This is a genomic window from Bacillus sp. GZB (assembly GCF_001975995.1).
Lineage (GTDB): Bacteria > Bacillota > Bacilli > Bacillales > Bacillaceae > Bacillus > Bacillus velezensis.
Genome location: NZ_MTQG01000010.1, coordinates 783,573 through 803,108, shown reverse-complemented (window position 1 = coordinate 803,108; position 19,536 = coordinate 783,573). Strand labels below are relative to the sequence as shown.

General features: G+C 48.7%; 18 protein-coding genes and 1 riboswitch. Of the genes, 1 reads left to right on the top strand and 17 read right to left on the bottom strand.

Going from position 1 to position 19,536, the window contains the following annotated elements:
- Positions 1-3: 3 nt before the first annotated feature.
- The 10 genes from rsmB to BXO87_RS04190 form a co-directional block, all read right to left on the bottom strand.
- A complete protein-coding gene (gene rsmB / locus BXO87_RS04235; protein WP_038457974.1) occupies positions 4-1,347 on the bottom strand; it encodes a 16S rRNA (cytosine(967)-C(5))-methyltransferase RsmB in 1,344 nt (447 codons plus the stop codon).
- Entirely contained in the window at positions 1,334-2,287 is a 954-nt protein-coding gene (fmt, locus tag BXO87_RS04230) for a methionyl-tRNA formyltransferase (protein WP_038457972.1), read from the bottom strand. Before fmt ends, rsmB begins: the two co-directional genes overlap by 14 nt.
- 4 nt (positions 2,288-2,291) lie before the next feature.
- Complete coding sequence (def, locus tag BXO87_RS04225) at positions 2,292-2,774, bottom strand: peptide deformylase (RefSeq protein ID WP_029325903.1); 483 nt, start codon at positions 2,772-2,774, stop codon at positions 2,292-2,294.
- Between the two features lie 24 nt (positions 2,775-2,798).
- Entirely contained in the window at positions 2,799-5,210 is a 2,412-nt protein-coding gene (priA, locus tag BXO87_RS04220; RefSeq protein ID WP_076851228.1) for a primosomal protein N', read from the bottom strand.
- Positions 5,207-6,427: a bifunctional phosphopantothenoylcysteine decarboxylase/phosphopantothenate--cysteine ligase CoaBC gene (coaBC, locus tag BXO87_RS04215; protein ID WP_003154345.1), complete on the bottom strand. Its 1,221-nt coding sequence runs from the start codon at positions 6,425-6,427 to the stop codon at positions 5,207-5,209. The genes priA and coaBC overlap by 4 nt, the downstream gene beginning before the upstream one ends.
- Before the next feature lie 90 nt (positions 6,428-6,517).
- Positions 6,518-6,721 (bottom strand): DNA-directed RNA polymerase subunit omega, encoded by a 204-nt coding sequence (rpoZ, locus tag BXO87_RS04210; RefSeq protein WP_003154346.1) that lies wholly within the window; start codon positions 6,719-6,721, stop codon positions 6,518-6,520.
- 3 nt (positions 6,722-6,724) lie between these two features.
- Complete coding sequence (gmk, locus tag BXO87_RS04205) at positions 6,725-7,339, bottom strand: guanylate kinase (RefSeq protein ID WP_025851320.1); 615 nt, start codon at positions 7,337-7,339, stop codon at positions 6,725-6,727.
- Between the two features lie 7 nt (positions 7,340-7,346).
- The gene (remA, locus tag BXO87_RS04200) at positions 7,347-7,616 is read right to left on the bottom strand and encodes an extracellular matrix/biofilm regulator RemA (RefSeq protein WP_003154355.1); all 270 of its coding nucleotides are present in this window, start codon (positions 7,614-7,616) and stop codon (positions 7,347-7,349) included.
- A gap of 76 nt (positions 7,617-7,692) precedes the next feature.
- Complete coding sequence (locus tag BXO87_RS04195; protein ID WP_061046960.1) at positions 7,693-8,568, bottom strand: YicC/YloC family endoribonuclease; 876 nt, start codon at positions 8,566-8,568, stop codon at positions 7,693-7,695.
- Between the two features lie 81 nt (positions 8,569-8,649).
- Positions 8,650-11,322 carry a calcium-translocating P-type ATPase, SERCA-type gene (locus BXO87_RS04190; protein WP_038457964.1) on the bottom strand — a complete coding sequence of 891 codons (2,673 nt, stop codon included), beginning with the start codon at positions 11,320-11,322 and terminating at the stop codon, positions 8,650-8,652.
- Positions 11,323-11,441: 119 nt separating this feature from the next.
- Between BXO87_RS04190 and BXO87_RS04185 the strand changes: the two genes are divergently transcribed.
- Positions 11,442-13,148 (top strand): Rqc2 family fibronectin-binding protein, encoded by a 1,707-nt coding sequence (locus BXO87_RS04185; RefSeq protein WP_038460733.1) that lies wholly within the window; start codon positions 11,442-11,444, stop codon positions 13,146-13,148.
- Positions 13,149-13,563: 415 nt separating this feature from the next.
- Here the strand turns inward: BXO87_RS04185 and BXO87_RS04175 are convergent, their stop codons facing one another.
- The 7 genes from BXO87_RS04175 to BXO87_RS04145 form a co-directional block, all read right to left on the bottom strand.
- On the bottom strand, positions 13,564-14,052 hold the full coding sequence (locus tag BXO87_RS04175; RefSeq protein WP_038457959.1) for a precorrin-2 dehydrogenase/sirohydrochlorin ferrochelatase family protein: 489 nt from the start codon (positions 14,050-14,052) through the stop codon (positions 13,564-13,566).
- A complete protein-coding gene (locus BXO87_RS04170) occupies positions 14,033-14,818 on the bottom strand; it encodes a sirohydrochlorin chelatase (RefSeq protein WP_038457957.1) in 786 nt (261 codons plus the stop codon). The genes BXO87_RS04175 and BXO87_RS04170 overlap by 20 nt, the downstream gene beginning before the upstream one ends.
- Complete coding sequence (gene cobA, locus BXO87_RS04165) at positions 14,819-15,592, bottom strand: uroporphyrinogen-III C-methyltransferase (RefSeq protein ID WP_015417441.1); 774 nt, start codon at positions 15,590-15,592, stop codon at positions 14,819-14,821.
- Positions 15,593-15,716: 124 nt separating this feature from the next.
- Complete coding sequence (cysC, locus tag BXO87_RS04160; protein ID WP_007611313.1) at positions 15,717-16,310, bottom strand: adenylyl-sulfate kinase; 594 nt, start codon at positions 16,308-16,310, stop codon at positions 15,717-15,719.
- A gap of 13 nt (positions 16,311-16,323) precedes the next feature.
- Positions 16,324-17,472: a sulfate adenylyltransferase gene (sat, locus tag BXO87_RS04155; protein WP_020955801.1), complete on the bottom strand. Its 1,149-nt coding sequence runs from the start codon at positions 17,470-17,472 to the stop codon at positions 16,324-16,326.
- Between the two features lie 48 nt (positions 17,473-17,520).
- Entirely contained in the window at positions 17,521-18,585 is a 1,065-nt protein-coding gene (locus BXO87_RS04150; protein WP_007409737.1) for an inorganic phosphate transporter, read from the bottom strand.
- A 12-nt stretch (positions 18,586-18,597) separates the two neighbouring features.
- Positions 18,598-19,299, bottom strand: coding sequence for a phosphoadenylyl-sulfate reductase (locus BXO87_RS04145; protein ID WP_003154369.1), 702 nt, complete (start codon positions 19,297-19,299; stop codon positions 18,598-18,600).
- 127 nt (positions 19,300-19,426) lie between these two features.
- A riboswitch (SAM riboswitch) is annotated at positions 19,427-19,531 on the bottom strand.
- Positions 19,532-19,536: the final 5 nt, after the last annotated feature.

The following is a 19,536-nucleotide window of genomic DNA, read 5'->3' as shown; positions in this document are numbered from 1 at the left end:
TTTTTATCCCTTCTTTCTCATGCTGCTAATAAAGAAACCGTCTGTTCCGAAATAATGCGGAAGAATTTGAAGGCTTCCATCCTGAACAAAGGGTCTCGCCTTTTCAGGCAGCCGCTTTTCAAGAGACAAATCGGGTTCAAACTCAGGGTGTTCTTGTATAAACGCATGCATAACTTCTTCATTTTCTGTCCGGTCCATTGTACACGTACTGTATACGAGTGTGCCACCTTTTTTTACTAATGGGGCGATTTCCCTTAAAATGCCGAGCTGGATTTCTGACAGCCGTCTGCTGTCCTCCGGCGTCTTCGTATATTTCATATCGGGTTTTCTTCTGATGACGCCGAAACCTGAGCAAGGGGCATCAACGAGAATACGGTCAAACCGTTCTGCGCCAAAGGCCTCTCCCGCTTTTCGCGCATCCATCGTTTGCGCGTCAATGATCGTAAGCCCGAGCCGTTCTGCGCCCTCTTTAATCAGCTTCACTTTATGGCGGTGAAGATCAAGCGATGTGAGGCTCCCCTCGTTCTCCATCAGTTCCGCAATGTGAGCCGACTTTCCGCCCGGTGCGGCGCATGCGTCTAAAACGGTTTCGCCCGGCTTCGGGTCCAGCGCCTGCGCGACAAGCATAGAGCTTTCATCCTGTATGGATACCCGGCCGTTTTGGAAAAATGCCGTGTTCGCGATGCTTCCTTTTAAAAGCTTAATCGCATCAGGAGAAAGGTCTCCGGCTTCCGCTTCCAGACCGGCTTTCTCCATCTCATTCAGCACCGTTTCCCTGTCGCTCTTTATGTAATTGACACGGAGCGTCTGCTTCGGCGGAATGAGATGAATCCGGCAGATCTTTTCAGCTGCCTCAAAGCCGTACGCCGCGACCCACTCTTTTACGAGCCATTCGGGATGGCTTGTCTCTGTGGAAAGACGGAGAACCGGGTCTTCAATTTCAGCGAATGACGGCGCCCCTTCACGCTGCAGGGAGCGGAGGATGCCGTTGACAAAGGACGCAATGCCCTTATGCCCGCGTTTTTTGGCGATCTCAACCGCTTCATGAATGGCGGCGCGATCCGGTATTTTTTCTAAATACTCCATTTGATACGCGGACAGACGAAGCAGCTGAATCACCCACGGTTTGACCTTATTCGGCTTGCGGATAAAAGGCTTCAGCATATAGTCTAAGGCGATTTTATTTTGCAGCGTTCCGTAGACAAGCTCTGTCAGGAGTCCTCTGTCCTGATCGCTGAGCGTGTTCGTTTTGATAACCGATGTAAGAAGCAGGTTGCTGTATGCCTGATTTTGCTCAAGCTTCTCAAGCGCTTCAAGAGCGAGCTCCCGGACATTAATTTTCTTCATTTGCTTCTCCTAACACGTCACCGGGCTGCACATTTTTGCCTCTTACAAAATCTTCGCCCTTCATCCGTTTTTTTCCCGCCGGCTGCAGCTCTGTGATTAAAAGGGCGGTGCTGTTTCCTGCTGCGACGACAATGCCGTTTTGCTCCGTACGGATGACTGTTCCGGGCGCAGCTTCAGTTTTTGCCGCAACTTTTTCAGAAGCCCATACTTTAATGTTTTGACCGTTCAAAGTTGTATAGGCGACAGGCCAAGGGTTTAAACCTCTGATCTGGTTGTAAATCTCTTCTCCGGGCTTTGCCCAATCAATCCGCTCCTGCTCACGCTTAATGTTAGGCGCGTAAGTCGCTTTTGATTCGTCCTGTTTGATCGGTTTTATATTTCCGGAAATGACGTTCGGAACGGTCTCTGACAAAAGCTTTGCCCCCGCTATGCTTAATTTGTCGTGCAGCGTGCCGACGTTATCCGTTTCATCAATTTCCACTTCGATTTTAGAAATCATATCGCCCGCATCAAGCTTTTCAACCATATACATGATCGTCACGCCCGTTTTCTTCTTCCCTTGGAGAATCGAATAATGTATTGGCGCTCCGCCTCTTAATTCAGGCAATAGTGACGCGTGTACGTTGATACAGCCGTATTTCGGGCCGTCCAGCAGCTGCTTGGGCAGGATCTGTCCGAATGCCGCCGTAACAATCAGGTCCGGCTTCAGGCTGAGCACTTTTTCTATTTCTTCTTCGAGCCTTACTTTTTCGGGCTGAAGCACGGGAATGCCGTGACGTTCAGCTTCAGCCTTTACAGGAGGGGGCGTCATGATTTTTTTTCTGCCTTTCGGGCGGTCAGGCTGCGTAACGACGCCAACTACTTCATACCCGTCTTCAATAAGCGTGCGCAGGACGGGAACTGAAAAGTCGGGCGTTCCCATAAAAACGATCCTTGTCATCCAATCATCCTTCCATTTCTGCCAGTTCTTCTTCAGTGTAGTAAGCCGTAATTTTTGATGTGAATAAAATGCCGTCTAAATGATCCATTTCATGCTGAACGGCTCTGGCCAAAAAACCCTCCGCTTCTAAAATAAACGGTTTTCCTTTACGATCGTGGGCTTTTACCTTTACGTAATCCGGGCGGGTGACATCGCCGTAAACCCCTGGAAAGCTTAAGCAGCCCTCGACTCCGGTCTGTTCACCGCTCTTTTCAAGAATAACCGGATTTACAAGGTCGATCCGGCCGCTTTCTTCACCGATGTCCACGACGGCCGCTCTTTTTAAAATGCCGATTTGCGGCGCGGCAAGGCCGACGCCATCCATTTCAAGCATCGTATCGTACATATCGTCAAGCAGTTTTTTTAATTTTTTATCAAACACTGTCACTTCATCGGCAGGTGTTTCCAGAACTTCCGCCGGGTGTGTGACGATTTTTTTCACAGCCAAAATTTTGCCCTCCAAAAACTAATGTTACATCAGCTTGTACGGATTCATATCGATTGAAATCATTACATGCTTTTGCGCAATGTCGCGTTTATAGTGCTCCAGTATCTTTTTCAACTGAATCTGCAACTCGTTTTCCTGTCTGTATTTTATCACGCATTGATAGCGATATCTATCTTTGATCCTGGCGATCGGGGAAGCCGCCGGCCCGAGAATTTTCGTATCAGGCCCGCATAACGCTCTTAAATAGTTTGTAATCTTTTCTGCGGTGACCGCGGCTTTTGCCGCTTCTTCATGAGAAACGGTCACCAGCGCCACGTAATAATAAGGCGGGTATGACTGGGCCCGTCTGTGCGCCATTTCCTGCTGAAAAAAAGTTTCATAGTCATGCGTTTTCGTCAGCTGAATGCTGTAATGAGACGGTGTATACGTTTGAATGACCACCGTTCCCGGCTTTTCATGCCGCCCGGCCCGTCCGCTTACCTGCGTCAGCAGCTGGAATGTCTTCTCCGCGGCCCTGAAATCAGGGATGTGAAGCGTCGTATCTGCGCTTAATACTCCGACGAGCGTCACGTTCGGAAAATCAAGCCCTTTTGCGATCATTTGCGTGCCGAGCAGGATATCCGCCTTCCCTTCACCGAACGCTGACAACAGTTTTTCATGGGCGCCTTTTCTTGAAGTGGTGTCCACATCCATCCTGATCACGCGCGCCTGAGGCAGCACTTTGGTAAGCTCCTCCTCCACACGCTGCGTGCCCGTGCCGAAAAAGCGGATATGTTCGCTGCCGCATTCCGGGCATGTTCCCGGGACAGGTTCCTCATGGCCGCAGTAATGGCATTTCAGCCTTTGTCCGTAGCGGTGATAAGTCATTGAAATGTCGCAATGCGGACATTGCGGCACATAACCGCAGTCCCGGCACATCACAAACGAGGAATACCCCCGTTTATTCAGAAAAAGGACGGCCTGCTCTTTTTTTGCAAGCTTCTCTTCCAGCTGTTCCATCAGCTCTCTTGAAAACATTGATCTGTTGCCGTTTCTCAGTTCTTCTCTCATATCAACGAGAGAAACGTCAGGCATGAGCTGGCGATTTACGCGATGTTTTAATGGAAGCAGCTCATAAACGCCTTTTTTCGCCCGCGCAAATGACTCCAATGTCGGCGTGGCGCTCCCGAGGACGACCGGACAGCTGTGATGCTCGGCCCGGCGGATGGCTACGTCCTTTGCATGATACCGCGGCATTTCCTCCTGCTTATAGGAAGATTCGTGCTCTTCATCAATAATGATCATGCCGAGATTTTCAAACGGGGCAAAGATGGCCGATCTGGCTCCGACGACAAGCCGGACTTCCTTGCGCTGAATCTTCCGCCATTCATCGTATTTTTCACCTGTGGATAATCCGCTGTGCATGACCGCAACCTGTGAGCCGAAGCGGCCTTTAAAACGGTTGACCATTTGCGGTGTCAACGAGATTTCCGGAACGAGCACGATGGCTTCTTGTCCTTTTGCCAGCACTTTTTCAATGGATTGCAGGTAAATTTCCGTTTTGCCGCTTCCCGTGACGCCGTGAAGCAGAAAGACGTGATGGACATGATCGGCTACAGCTTGTTTAATCGGCTCAAAAGCAGCCTGCTGCTCTTCTGTAAGAGAGAGCGGCTCTGTTTTTTTGAACATTCTGTCCTGATAAGGATCGCGGTAAACCTCCTCAAAGCTTTCCGTAAGAAGACCCTTTTTAAGAAGTGTTTTCAGCGTCGCGGAACTGGAATCGGTCTTTTTGCAAAGCTCGGCCGCGGAAATCTTTGCTCCCCCGCCGATAAAATAAGTAAGCACGGCGAGCTGTTTAGAAGCCTGCTTTGTCAATGAATCTGCGTGCCGGGCGAGTTCTTCTTTGTCCGCCCCCGCTTCGATCATGCGGATCAATTTTTTATTCGTTTTTTGGGCGACTTTATATGTGACATCAATGCTTCCTTTGCGCACGAATTTTTGAAGTGACGAAAGAATGCTTTCATCGGTAATATCCGAGTACAGAAGACTTTTTTGATTCCTGAAAAGCTGTTTGATGTCCGGTGTCAGCGCTTCTTCGTCAACGACTTTCAGCTCTTTCTCGTACTTCGCCTTCAGTGCGGCGGGCAGCATTGCCTGAAGCGCCGTGATTTTAAACGACAGCGTTTTGTCAGAAAGCCATGAAGACAGCTGCATCAGTTCCTCAGTCAGAACGGGCGTCAAATCAAGAAGCTTCTCGACTTCCTTCATTGAGCCGCCGTTTAATTCAGACGAATCTTTCAAACCGGTCACAAATCCTTGAAGCTTGCGCGGGCCAAACGGGACAATCACCCGCATGCCGACTTCGATCATCCCTTTTAAATGATCGGGAATTTTGTAATCAAAGGGTCTGTCAATGTTTTTGGAGCTGACATCGACAATGACTTCTGCTACATTCATACGGGTTTTCGGTCCTCGGCTTTCAAAGCAGTCATTTCCTTCAGCATTTCAAAGGAAACGTCAAGTTTAGACATAAGCGCAAGCTCCCGTTTTCTTCCGTCCCGGAAATAGAAGGTGACGACATTCGTATCCGTGCCAAATCCGGCCCCTTCTGCTTTCACATCATTCGCAACGATCATATCAAGGTTTTTCTGTTCGAGTTTTCTGCGCGCATAGCGTTCGACGTCTTGCGTTTCAGCCGCAAATCCGACCAGCAGCTGGTGTGTTTTCCGTTCGCCGAGTTCTTTCAGTATGTCTGCCGTACGGTTGAATTCGATCACGAGCGAACCGTCTTTCTTCTTCATTTTGTGATCAGAAACAGCCGCCGGCGTAAAATCGGCCACGGCCGCCGTCTTAATCACCATGTCGCATGAATCAAACACAGAAAGCACGGCTTCTCTCATATCAGCTGCCGATTGCACAGGAAGAAACTGATACAGCCCGACTGGCGGCTCTATTGACACCGGGCCTGAAATCAGCGTCACCCGCGCCCCGAGACGGACGGCGGCTTCAGCAGCGGCGTAGCCCATTTTGCCGGTGGATTTATTTGTGAAGAAGCGGACAGGGTCCACGGCTTCGCGCGTCGGACCGGCCGTAATGACAATATGTTTTCCTTTCAGCGGCGCATCGTCTTCAGGCTCCTTAAAATGCTCTCTGACACGCTCAACAATAAGCTCCGGCTCCTCCAGCCTTCCTTTGCCGACATATCCGCATGCCAAATAGCCTTCACTCGGCTCGATAAAGCGGACCCCGTCCTGATAAAGCACAGAGATGTTCCGTTTCACCGCCGGATGATCATACATATGGACATTCATCGCAGGCGCCACCCAGACCGGGGCCTCAGCCGCCAGCACCGTCGTTGTGAGCATATCATCAGCAATTCCGTTGGCAAGCTTGCCGATGATATTTGCCGTAGCGGGCGCGACAATAATTAAATCCGCCCAGTCAGCGGCATCAATATGAGAAATCACCTTCGGATTCTGTTCATTAAATGTATCTGTATACACTTCATTCCGGCTCAGCGCCTGAAATGTCAGCGGAGAAACAAACTCACGCGCGGACTCAGTCATAATCACTTTGACGTTTGCGCCGGCCTGAACCAGCTTGCTCGTGAGTGCGGAAGCTTTATAAACGGCAATTCCCCCGCTTACGCATAGCAAAATGTTTCGGTTTTTCATGAAGTCTTCTCCCCTTTATGAAAGCATTGGACAAATCCCAAACGGAAAAAAATAACAACCTATGTAGAGATAGGTTGCTACGTGTGCTTGTTATTCGCTGTCTTCTCTTTCAAACGAAAGCAGGCCCGCGTCAATTTCTTCTAAAGCTTTGCCTACATATTTGTGAGAAATGGTATGTTCAATCTGCTGGTCCTTTTTGATCTGCATTTCACGCGCGCGTCTTGCAGACACAGTCACCAGCGTATATTTAGAATCTAATTTATTCATTAAAGAGTCAATTGACGGATCTAACATAAGTTATTCTACCTCCAGCATTTTCTTATATCTCGGAGCGACGCGTTCACGTTTTAAGTGCTCGGCGAGAACGATTGCGTTAATCTTATCACAAGCCGTTTGGATATCGTCGTTTTCAACGACATAATCATACGCGTCCATCATTTCGATTTCAGCTTTTGCGGCATTCATTCTGTTTTCGATTAAATCGTCGGTTTCAGTCCCTCTTGTCACGATTCTGTTTTTCAGCTCAGAAAGACTCGGCGGCGCTAAGAAGATAAACAGGCCTTCCGGAAATGCATTCCGCACTTGGAGCGCGCCCTGCACTTCAATCTCTAAGAAGACGTCTTTTCCTTCTTGAAGCGTCTGTTCGACATAATCAACGGGCGTTCCGTAATAGTTGCCGACATATTCTGCCCACTCAAGCAGTTTGTTGTTTTCAATCATGCGTTCGAATTCTTCTCTGGATTTAAAGAAATAATCGACGCCGTCGACCTCGCCCTCTCTCGGGTTTCTCGTCGTGACTGAAATTGAGTATTCAAATTTCGTGTCCTGTTGTGAAAATATTGCTTGCCGAACCGTTCCTTTTCCAACTCCGGAGGGACCTGAGAGAACGATTAATAACCCTCTTTCTTTCATGCGGCAATTACCCCTGCCCTTCATCCATAATTTCTTCTTTCACAGAAAGTCTGTGTGCAACTGTCTCAGGCTGGACGGCAGATAAGATAATGTGATCACTATCCATGACGACAACTGCACGGGTTCTTCGTCCGTATGTAGCGTCTATTAGCATTCCGCGGTCTCTTGCATCCTGGATCATTCGCTTTATTGGCGCAGACTCCGGGCTGACAATCGAAATCATCCGATTGGCGGAGATGATATTGCCAAATCCGATATTAATCAGTTTAATCGTCATCTTCTACGTTCCCCCTGTAAAATAGACGTCTCTAGTGTAACCTGAAGAGACCGTCTGTAAACAATACGCACAGTCGCTATTCTATATTTTGCACTTGTTCCTTCAATTTTTCAATAGAACTTTTCATTTCAACGACAAGCTTTGTGATTTGATGATCATTGGCTTTTGAGCCGATCGTGTTCGCTTCCCGGTTAAGCTCCTGAACAAGGAAATCAAGTTTGCGGCCGACTGCCCCGCCTTCTTTTAATATATCACGGAATTGAACAAAATGGCTCTTCAATCTGGTAATTTCTTCCGTGATATCAGAACGGTCGGCGAAAATGGCGCATTCCGTGATCAGCCTGCTTTCGTCGAGCGCATCCTCCGTCCATTCCTTCATTCGGGCGTAAAGACGCTCGCGGTATTGAATAACAACGGCCGAAGCGCGCTCTTTCACCTGTTCGGACAGCGTCTCAAGCCGCTCAATGTGCAGAAAGCAGTCTTCCGCCAAAAGCCGTCCTTCTTTTTCCCTCATGTCACAAAGTTCCTTTACAGCCAGCTCAGCGGCTTCCCTGATGACTTCTTCAAGCTTGTCATCACGCATCTGTTCTTCGTGTATCTGCGCAATATGTTCAAATTTAAAGAACTCCAGTGCATCGGGTTCTGCGGCCAGGCTGTAGCGCTCTTTCATGACGCGTGCGGCGCTCACATATTCATCAAGGAGCTCCCAATCGATGTTCAGGCTTCTTTTTATGAGCGCGTCACTGTTTACAGTGAGAAACAGCTCTACTCTTCCGCGCTGTATATGCTGCAATATCGTTTGTTTCAGCTTATCCTCTACATATAGCAAAGGCCGTGGCAGGCGGGCGTTCACTTCTTTGAACCGGTAATTGACGGATTTCAATTCAACGGTTGCCGAGAGATCGCCTTTTGTGCTGCTTGCGCTGCCGAAGCCTGTCATACTCCGTATCATATGAAACACCCAATTCTTTCCCGTTATCAAAATAAAAGGGCAATAGACATGCTATTACCCCTAAGATTATATCATATGGAATTATTTTTTTCTTGTCAAAAGTGAACCCGCCAGCAAAAAAGTAGGTATGCCCGACATACCGATAATCAGCATCCAATCGCCCGGCGTAATCGGCACTGTTTTGAAAATCGGCTGCAGCGGCGGATAATAGATGACGATGACCATCAGGAAGATAGAAGAAATGATGGCCCCGAGCAGATAGATATTTTCAAACGGATTCCGGGAGAAAACAGACGTTTCGCTCCGGCAGTCAAACACGTGTATAAGCTGAGCCAGGACAAGAGTCGCGAATGCAACGGTCTGTGCGTAGGGCAGATTTTCAGGATTGCGGTGATAGACGATGATAAACGCTAAAATGGTTGCGGCTCCGATTAAAAACCCTCTTGATACGACTTTCCAGCCCAGTTTTCTCGCAAACACTCCTTCTTTCGGATGCCGCGGCTTCCGCCTCATCAGATCTCCTTCCGGCTGATCCATACCGAGGGCCATCGCCGGCAGCCCGTCAGTGACTAAGTTCACCCACAATATCTGAATCGGAACGAGCGGCAGCGGCAGAGCGAGAAGCATCGCAAACAGCATCACTAAAATTTCACCGACGTTGGAGGCGAGCAAATACCGGACGAATTTTCTTATATTTTCATAGATATTCCGTCCCTCTTTTATGGCTGATTTAATCGTAGCAAAGTTATCATCTACCAGAATGAGAGAAGAGGCTTCCTTTGCCACATCCGTTCCCGTCACGCCCATGGCAACACCGATATCTGCCTGCTTTATGGCCGGCGCGTCATTAACCCCGTCTCCCGTCATGGCGACGACGTGTCCGTTTTCCTGGAACGCTTTGACGATTTTCAATTTATGTTCAGGCGACACGCGTGCGAAGACGTAGACATCATCGACCGTTTCGATAAGTTCTTTCTCCGTAAGCTCATTCAGCGTCTTCCCGTCCATCACACGCCCCTTTTTCGGAAGAAGACGCAAATCTTTCGCAATGGCCTTTGCCGTTTCGACGTGATCCCCTGTGATCATAACCGTTTTAATGCCGGCTTCACGGCATTCTTTAATCGCCTGTCTGACCTCCGGACGGGGCGGATCAATTATGCCTGACAAGCCGAGCATCGTCAGATTTTTTTCCGCCTGCTCCATTGTCGGCTTTTCTCCGGGCTTAAGCGGTTTATAAGCAATCGCGATCGTACGCAAAGCTTGCGACGCCAGCTCTTTCAGAACCGCTTCCGTTTCTGCTTTCTTTTCTCCTGAAAATGGCGCGCTTCTTGCGTCGTACATCAGATGTGACGAGCGGTCAATCAGCACATCGGGCGCTCCTTTAGTGATGACGAACTGCTTTTTTTCCTTATCCTCTACAATGACGGTCATCATTTTGCGGACGGAGTCAAACGGAAACTCGGCAACCACGCGGTATTGCCCGCTGAGCCAATCGTTTGAATAGCCGCCCTTTCTTGCAGCTGTCAGCAGCGCTCCTTCTGTCGGATCACCGTCGAGTACATAATGGCCGTCTTTCAGTGCGATTTCGGATGTGTTGCACAACGCGCCGAAAACCAGCATCTGTTCAAGAATCTTTTCATCTTTCGGCTTGATTTCCCGCTCATCTCGGGTGAAAACGCCCTCCGGCTCATAGCCGATGCCTGACACTTTAAATGTTTTTCCCCCTGACCACATATGGGTGACGGTCATTTTGTTTTGTGTCAGCGTGCCGGTTTTATCAGAACAAATGACAGAGGCGCAGCCCAATGTTTCAACCGCCGGGAGCTTTCTGACAATTGATTTTTGTTTGATCATGCGCTGGACGCCGATTGATAATGCCACCGTAACAATGGCGGGAAGCCCTTCCGGAATCGCGGCGACGGCCAATGACACTCCGGCCAAAAACATGCTGTAAAGCTCATGTCCCTGTAAGACGCCGACTGCAACGACCAATACCGTTAAAAGGAGCGCGACGATAATTAAAATTTTGCCGAGCTCTTCAAGTCTTCGCTGCAGCGGTGTTGAAAGGCTGCCGGCGGATTCCAGCATATCGGCGATTTTCCCCATTGCCGTATTCATTCCTGTACCGACGACGACGCCGACACCGCTGCCGCGCGTTACGATTGTACCCATAAACGCCATATTGCTGATGTCGCCTAACGAAACATCCGGCTTTCTCAGTTTATCAGCTTGTTTAACCACCGGAATTGATTCCCCGGTCAGCGCCGATTCCTCAATTTCAAGGCTTTTCGCTTCAACGATCCGCACATCCGCGCCAATTCGGTCGCCGCTTGAAAATTTCATGATATCGCCGGGAACGAGCTCCTTGGACTGAATTTTCTTCCAGCTCCCGTCCCGCAACGCTGACACATACGGCGTTGACAGCTCTTTTAATGCATGTAAAGACTTTTCCGCACGCCGCTCTTGAAAAAAACCGAGAACCCCATTGACAAATACAATCGCCATAATCGCTACGGCATCTACATATTCGCCTAAAAACCCGGATATTAAGGTTGCCGCCAGCAGCACGAGCACCATAAAATCTTTAAATTGGGCGAAAAACACGGCGATCGCCGGTGTCCTCTTGCCCTCCTGAAGCTCGTTCGGTCCGTGCTTTTCAAGGCGTTTTTTCACCTCTTTTTCGGTCAACCCCTGTTTAATGGACGTATTTGTTGCTTTCAGCAAATCGGTTTGTCCCATTTCATGAAACTTCATTCTTCTCGTCCACTCCCCTGCCTCGCTTTAGAGATGTCACTCTGTAAACAAGCTTATTCTGACTCGTCCCTTTTCATGCTATAATTATCGAATGCAGGAAGAAGGAAAGGGTGTTTTATATGTCTTTTGATGGCATGTTTACATACGGAATGACACATGAATTAAACAGCCGGATCACCGGAGGCCGGATTACGAGAGTCCATCAGCCTTTTAAGCACGATGTGATATTCCATATCCGCGCTAACGGAAAAAACCATAAATTATTATTATCGGCGCATCCGAGCTATTCACGGGTGCACACGACGAATCAGGCTTATGAAAATCCGAGCGAGCCGCCGATGTTTTGTATGCTGCTCAGAAAGCATATAGAAGGCGGATTTATTGAGAAAATAGAACAGGCTGGATTAGACCGGATTATGATATTCCGCATAAAAAGCAGAAATGAAATCGGCGACGAAACCGTCAGAACGCTGTATGTTGAAATTATGGGACGGCACAGCAATATTATTCTGACTGACGGAGAAGGAGCCATCATCGACGGGCTGAAGCATTTATCTCCGTCGATGAACAGCTACCGGACCGTTCTGCCGGGCTATGATTACAAGCTTCCTCCCGCTCAGGAAAAAATTTCGCCGCTCGCCGCGGATGAAGAAGACGTTTTGCGTTATCTCAGTTTCCAGGAAGGACGGCTTGACCAGCAGATCGTCAGACATTTCTCCGGTGTTTCTCCTCTGTTTGCAAAAGAAGCCGTTCACAGAGCGGGTCTCGCTAACAAAATAACGCTGCCGAAGACGCTGATTGAAATGTTCCATGCCGTGAAAGATTGCAGGTTTACACCGAACATTACGACAGCCGGCGGAAAGGAATACTTTTATCTCCTGTCCCTCACACATGTAAACGGAGAGGAGCGCACCTTTCACTCACTGAGTGAGCTGTTGGACCGGTTTTATTTCGGCAAGGCGGAACGCGACCGCGTCAAACAGCAGGCTCAGGATCTCGAGCGGTTTGTCGCAAATGAACGGAAAAAGAACGCCAATAAGATAAAAAAGCTGGAAAAGACGCTCGACTACTCAGAGAATGCGAAGGAATTCCAGCTATACGGCGAACTGCTGACGGCGAATTTGTATATGCTGAAAAAAGGTGACAAAGAAGCGGAAGTCATCAATTATTATGATGAAGAAAGTAAGACAGTGACCATCCCTTTAAATCCGAACAAAACACCGTCAGAAAACGCGCAGATGTATTTTACAAAGTATCAAAAGGCGAAGAATTCCGTCGAGGTGGTAAAAGAACAGATCCGTCTGGCCGAGGAGGAAATCGCTTATTTCGATCAGCTGATCCAGCAGCTCTCCTCCGCGTCCACAAAGGATATTCACGAAATAAGGGAAGAGCTTGTGGAAGGCAAATATCTGCGACCGAAACAGCAGCGAGGACAGAAAAAACAGAAGCAGCACGTTCCTGTTTTGGAGCAATATGAATCTTCACGGGGATTGACGATTCTTGTCGGCAAAAACAATAAACAAAATGAGTACTTAACGACAAAAGCTGCCGCAAGGGATGATTTATGGTTCCACACGAAAGACATTCCGGGTTCCCACGTTGTGATTAAAAGCAGCGATCCGGATGAACAATCCATACTGGAGGCGGCTGCGATCGCCGCTTATTTTTCCAAAGCGAAAGATTCCGGCTCTGTTCCGGTTGATTATACAAAAATCAGACACGTGAAAAAGCCAAACGGCGCAAAGCCCGGATTTGTCACCTATGACAGCCAGCATACCGTATTTGTCACACCTGATGCCGACCTTGTCATACGGCTGAAAAAATAAACGCACCTCCAAGCTGAAACCCGCACTCAGCTTGGAGGTGTTTTTTATTACGGAGACGAAACTCTCCCAGCCGTCAGAACCGATCTTTACAGTATCTGATCAGTTTCCCGTCATGTCTGCCTGATCCGCCGGGGCCGCCTGTGATTAAAGCGGTCACACCTGATTTGGCGGCGGATGCTGTCAACTTCCCTCGCCGCACCTGAGCACATCCGGGCGGGTCTCTGACCTTTCCTTTGTATGCGGGCGGAATCCAGGCGGCATTGGGATCAGATACATATTCCGCATCACTTCGCAATCCTGACCGCTTGTCGGCATATACCGTTCAAACTGCCCGCTTTCGTTTTGAATTGTTCACATTCGGGGACTGTCAGGACAGTATAAAAAACACCCTGCCTGATGACAGACAAGGTGTTTTTTATGGTCTTCTTCTTTTCTCAAATAATCGATCCACTTCTTCAGTCAAATCAGCAGTAATGAGAGGCTCTATGTCCTCAGCCAGTCTTTTCGTATGTGCCGGGCTTGCGCCGCTTGTTGATACGGATACTTGAATGCGCCCTTTGCAGATGATCTTCGGCATATACACGCTGCCCTGTTCAGCATCGCTTACACAATTGACCAGCTGCGTTTCAGAAGCGCTCGCGGCTATCTCCTGATTCACGCTGCGGTCATTTGTCGCGGCAATGATGAAAAAAGCGGGCGCGAGATCTTTCATTTCAATTTTACGGGAAACCCAGCGGATACGTCCTTCATCCGCCAGCTGTTTAATTTCAGGCAGGGCATCGGGACTGATTACAGTAATATCCGCGCCTTCCGGAAGCACCGTTTTGAGCCTTCTTAAGGCAACATTGCCTCCGCCCGCGATGATAATTCTTTTTCCGCTTAAATTAATGTGCAGAGGCAGCATACTGTCCCCCCTTAAAATCAAACTGACCGCCGGGGTTTCGAACAGCTTCTGACACACGGTTCAAAAACGCCTGCTTAATATGAGGGTGAAAACCTAAGTATGAAGCGAGATGAACATTTTGATTGATCGTTTGAAGCTTTTGAACTTCCCGTTCAATCTCAGTCATTAAAAGTCCGGTAAACAGAAGATATGGAACGATAAAAACGGGTGCTCCGTCATCCTCTTCAAGGCCGGCAAACACTTCTTTATAGTGCGGGTCACATGCTGTTAAAAAACAAGGGATGACTTCTTTAACAGGTGTAATCGCCTCAAGTTTTCCGGCAATCTCACCGACTGCGTTTTTAACTGCCGGATCTGTGCTTCCTCTTCCGATCAGCACCACTTTCGCCTGCTCAATGGGCACTCCGGTATCTTCAATGCGATGATGCACCGCTTTTACGACTTCATCGTCCACTCCGATCGGAACACCATATGTCACTTTTATATCGGGATGCAGGGCCGCCGCACGGGCGATTTCAGCCGGAATGTCATGTTTTGCGTGGGCAGCGGTCAACAGCAGCAAAGGCACGGCCGCAATATGAGTGGCGCCTTGTCTGACACATGCTTCAAATCCCGATTCAATAGACGGTTCCTGCAGTTCTAAAAAACAAATTTCCTGAATGGGAGCGTCAGCGTGCGGCATGCACCCTTTTAAAAACGCCGCCGACTCTGTCTGCGCTTTTTTCAGCCTGCTTCCGTGCCCGATGTATAAAATCGCCTGCTTCATTTACAACGCCTCGCTCAAATCCAGATTTTTCTGATCAGATGCATACCAGTCCAGTTTGCAGTGATAATTGACGACATCACCGATAACAATTAAGCTCGGGTTTTTGATTTCTTCTTTTATCACGGTGTCTGAAAGCGTGCCGACGGTGCAGACGACTGTTTTTTGCCTGTCCGTCGTTCCCCAATGAATAAAGGCTGCCGGGGTGCCGGCGTCTCTGCCGTTTTCCAGCAGCATTCTTTCAATCTGCCGAATATTTTTAATTCCCATATAAATCACCAGCGTATCAATGCCCGTCGCCAGCGCTTTCCATTTTTCTTCAAAGTCGTCTTCTTGTTTATAATGCCCCGTAACGAATGCGACATTGGAGCTCGCCTCTCTGTGTGTCACGGGAATGCCGGCATAAGCAGCAGCCGCGATTCCTGATGTAATGCCGGGAACGATCTCAAACGGAATGGCGTTTTGCGCGAGAGCCTCCGCTTCTTCGCCTCCGCGGCCGAAAACAAACGGGTCGCCCCCCTTGAGCCTTACAACGGTTTTCCCCTTTTTCGCATACTTCACAAGGAAACGGTTGATCGTATCCTGTTTCATAATGTGAAAATCCGGGAGCTTGCCGCAGTAAATCAGATCCGCCTCTTCTCCGGCATACTGTAAAATCTCTTTGCTTACCAATCTGTCATATAATATAACGTCCGCTTTCTGTATGGCTTTCATTGCCTTCACCGTTAATAAGTCCGGATCTCCCGGACCGGCTCCAACGATAAATACTTTCCCCATAGCATGTCTCCCCGATCCGTTTTGAAATCTTCCCAGAACAGCCGCGAGGCCGCACTTCAGCTATTTTACCATATCCCGCCATTGCGGGGGATATCCGGCTGATTGCGCGGCCTTTTTGGACCTATTATGCTAAGCTGTTTTTCACAAAGTCAACCAGTCTTCCGGTGCATTCTTCGCGTTCACATTTGCCTGAATCAAGTACGAGCTCAGGCGCTTTCGGCTCTTCATACGGTGAGTCGATCCCCGTAAAGAACGGAATTTCACCATTTCTTGCTTTTTTATATAAACCTTTCGGATCGCGCTTTTCACATATATCGAGGTCGCATTTAACATAGATTTCATTAAATTCGCCCTCTGCCACAAGCTCTCTCACCTGATCTCTGTCCTCACGGAACGGAGAAATAAAAGCCGTGATGACGATGGTTCCCTGCTGAACGAAAAGCTTCGCCACTTCCCCGATGCGGCGTATATTTTCCTTGCGGTCATCATCGGAAAAACCCAAGTCCTTGTTTAAGCCGTGGCGGATGTTATCACCATCAAGCACGATGACTTGATAGCCTTGTTCAAACAGCTCGCGCGCTGCGGCGTTTGCAATCGTGGATTTCCCTGAACCGCTTAAGCCCGTCAGCCAGAGGATAGAGCTTTTATGCTTGTTTTTCTGCTGGTATTCTTCTTTCGTTATTGAGGCTTCATGCCACACGATATCACGATTTGTCACTCTATTTTCCTCCTTAAGAAACGCCTGCTTCTTCTTTCGTTTTCAGCCCTTTAATCAACACCTCGACAACTTCAGGACGGCTGAATTCCGCCGGCGGCATGACGCCGCTTCGCAGCATTTCTCTGACCTTTGTTCCTGACAGAATGACGTGGTCTTCTCTGTCATGCGGGCATGTTTTGGCCGTTCCCATGTTGCCGCATTTCTGGCAGAAGAAGCTGTGCTCGAATTTCATCGGTGTAATCCCGAGTTCATCCGCTGTAAATTGATCAAACAGCTCTTGCGCTTCATATGTGCCGTAGTAATCACCGACGCCGGCATGATCGCGGCCGACGATAAAATGCGTGCAGCCGTAGTTTTTGCGGACAAGCGCGTGGAAAATGGCTTCTCTCGGCCCCGCATACCGCATAGCCGCCAAAAATACGCCGAGGAACACGCGGTCTTTCGGATAATAATGATCGAGCAGCACCTGGTAGCTTTCCATTCTGACATCCGCCGGAATGTCATCTGATTTTGTTTCACCGACGAGCGGGTTCAAAAACAGGCCGTCAACCGTCTCAAGCGCGGTTTTTTGGATATATTCGTGGGCGCGGTGGACCGGATTTCTCGTTTGGAAACCGACAATGGTTTTCCAGCCCTTTTCTTCGAAGCTTCGTCTTGTATCGGCAGGTTCAAATGTAAACTCGGGAAACTGCTTTGACGCTTTTTTAACTAATGTGATCGGCCCGCCGACATACGTATCGCCGCGTGAAAATAATTTTTTCACGCCCGGATGCGCGGCATCATCGGTTTTATATACGTGAACGGCTTCTTTTTGTTTATCCGGCGTATAAATATCTTCGATGTCGACTACGCCGTATGTTTCTCCGCCGTAAGTCAGTTTCACCGTGTCGCCGACGGCAAGCTCAGCCGCTTTTTCTGAATCGACCGGAAGCGTGATCGGCAGGGACCAGACAACCCCGGATGCCAGACGCATATTTTCAACGACTGACACGTAATCTTTTTCTGTGAAAAATCCTTCAATCGGGCTGTACCCCCCGATCCCGATCAGCTCTAAATCAGCGAACGAAATCAAATCAAGCTCAATTTCTTTTTGGACGGATGTAAAATCATACTGCTCATTTACCCGATTAATTAATGTTCCTCCGTGCGGTGCTAAACTCATAATACATGATTCCTCCCAGTTAACAGATAAATAAACTCAGATTAATAGTTAAATGCCTCCGCCTTGTTCATGGACAGAGCGTTTCTCTTTTCGGATGGCTTTCATCAGACTGGCGGCTCCGCCAGCTGCCAAAAGCACGCTGGCCATCATAAAGATGGAATAGTAATCTCCTTTTAACAGCAGGGAGACAAGCAAATACGAAATCGACAGTGACAAAAACGGTGAAACGACCCATACTTTGAGCATCGTTTTCACGACTTCTTTATGAAAAACGTTCGGCCCGTTTTTGGCCATTCCGATACCGATAATTGATGATGATGTGACTTGCGCCAATGGGACCGGCAGACCGAAGACGGAACTGATAATGACAAGCCCCGCGCCGGTTCCTGAAAGCAGTATGCCTTCTCCGGCTGAAAATCTCGTAATCTTTTTCCCGTTGGTTTCAAGCACTTTACGTCCTAAAAGCAGAGCGCCGAGAGCGACAAAGATGCCTCCGTACAGCGTTCCTTTGGACACGCTGAGCACGCCCGCAGCAACCAAAGGGCCCACCGCATTTGCGACATTGTTCATTCCGGCTGAAAAAGCTTCCCAAAACCCCGCAATCAGCAGCACAATCCCTAAAATCTTCTGTTTCCGACTCGAAATGACTCGAATATTCAGAGAACTGAATACCTTCGAGACGAGAAACGTGAAACAGAACGCGACGAACGGTACGAGCACCCAAAAAATCACGATGACTAAAAGATGCTGTAAAAACAATACTTTGTACGCGACGCCGACACCGACAATCGCCCCGACAGTGACCTCACTCGTCGACAGCGGAATGCCGAGCACATTCGCCGTGAATAATGATAGCGCCGCCGATCCGATAATAATGCAGACAATGGTGAGCGAAATGGTTTGTTCGGGAATGATTCCGCCGCTGATCGTCTTAACGACTTCACCGCCGCCGATAACCGCCCCTGACAGGACTCCGGCCGCGCAGATGATCAGCGCATACGTTTTCTTTTTAACTGCGCCGGACCCGTAAGCGACTCCCATTGAAGCCGCGGCTCCGCTGGCTCCGATATTCATGGCAAAAAACAGGCAGAATAAAATAGCGGCTAATTCCATCGTGCAGCTCCTTTATTCATGCAGTCCGCATTCTGTTTTCGCCATGCCGTTCCATCTGCCGCTCCGCAAATCTTCCGCGGTAAACGCAGGTGAAGTGCACGGTTCACAGCCGATGCTCGGATACCCCTGATCATGGAGGATATTGTAATCCAGCTCATGCTTGGAAGTATATCTCCAGATGTCTTTCCATGTCCAATGGATCAGCGGGCATACTTTAATCGATTGAAACTTGTCGTCTTTATTCAGGAAATTCGTATTCGCCCGGCTCGGCCCTTGATCCCGGCGAAGACCGGACAGCCATGCCGGATGCCCCGCGAGCGCTTCTCTTAACGGCAGAATTTTTCTGATGTAGCAGCACTGGTTCGGTTCTCTTTCCCACAGTTTATCTCCGTGAGCCTCGGCTTGTTCTTCAAGAGTAAGGCTTGGCTTTTTCAGGATAATGTTCAGCCCCGGATAACGTTCTTTCACTTTTTCGATCGTTTCATATGTTTCTTTAAAGTGAAGACCCGTATCGAGAAACACGATTTCCGCGTCTTTCTTTACTTTAGAAATTAAATCGATCAGGACGATGCCTTCAATCCCGAAGCTGCATGCGTAAACAAGCTGGTCTCCGTAGTGGCCGTATGCCCATTTTAAAACGGACAGCGCGCCTTTATAGGAATCGTCTTCCGGAAATGTAATCGCCGGCTCTTCCCATGTGTCATACGTTAGCATTTTTCCTTTCCTCCTCCCGGAGACAATCAAACAGCTGTTGTTTTCTGCCGGTTGTCTTATCCCTCAATCTTTTTTTCATATAAAAAACTTTCAATCCAGCGGAATGAAAGACAGTGACCCGGTATAGCCCTTATCTTCAAAATGCTGTGCATTTTTCTGGATGCGGCACCTTGCATGACACGCAGGTTGCCGGGCGTCATCGGTCCAGTCCCTCAGCCGCTCTTGATAAGCTTTTTA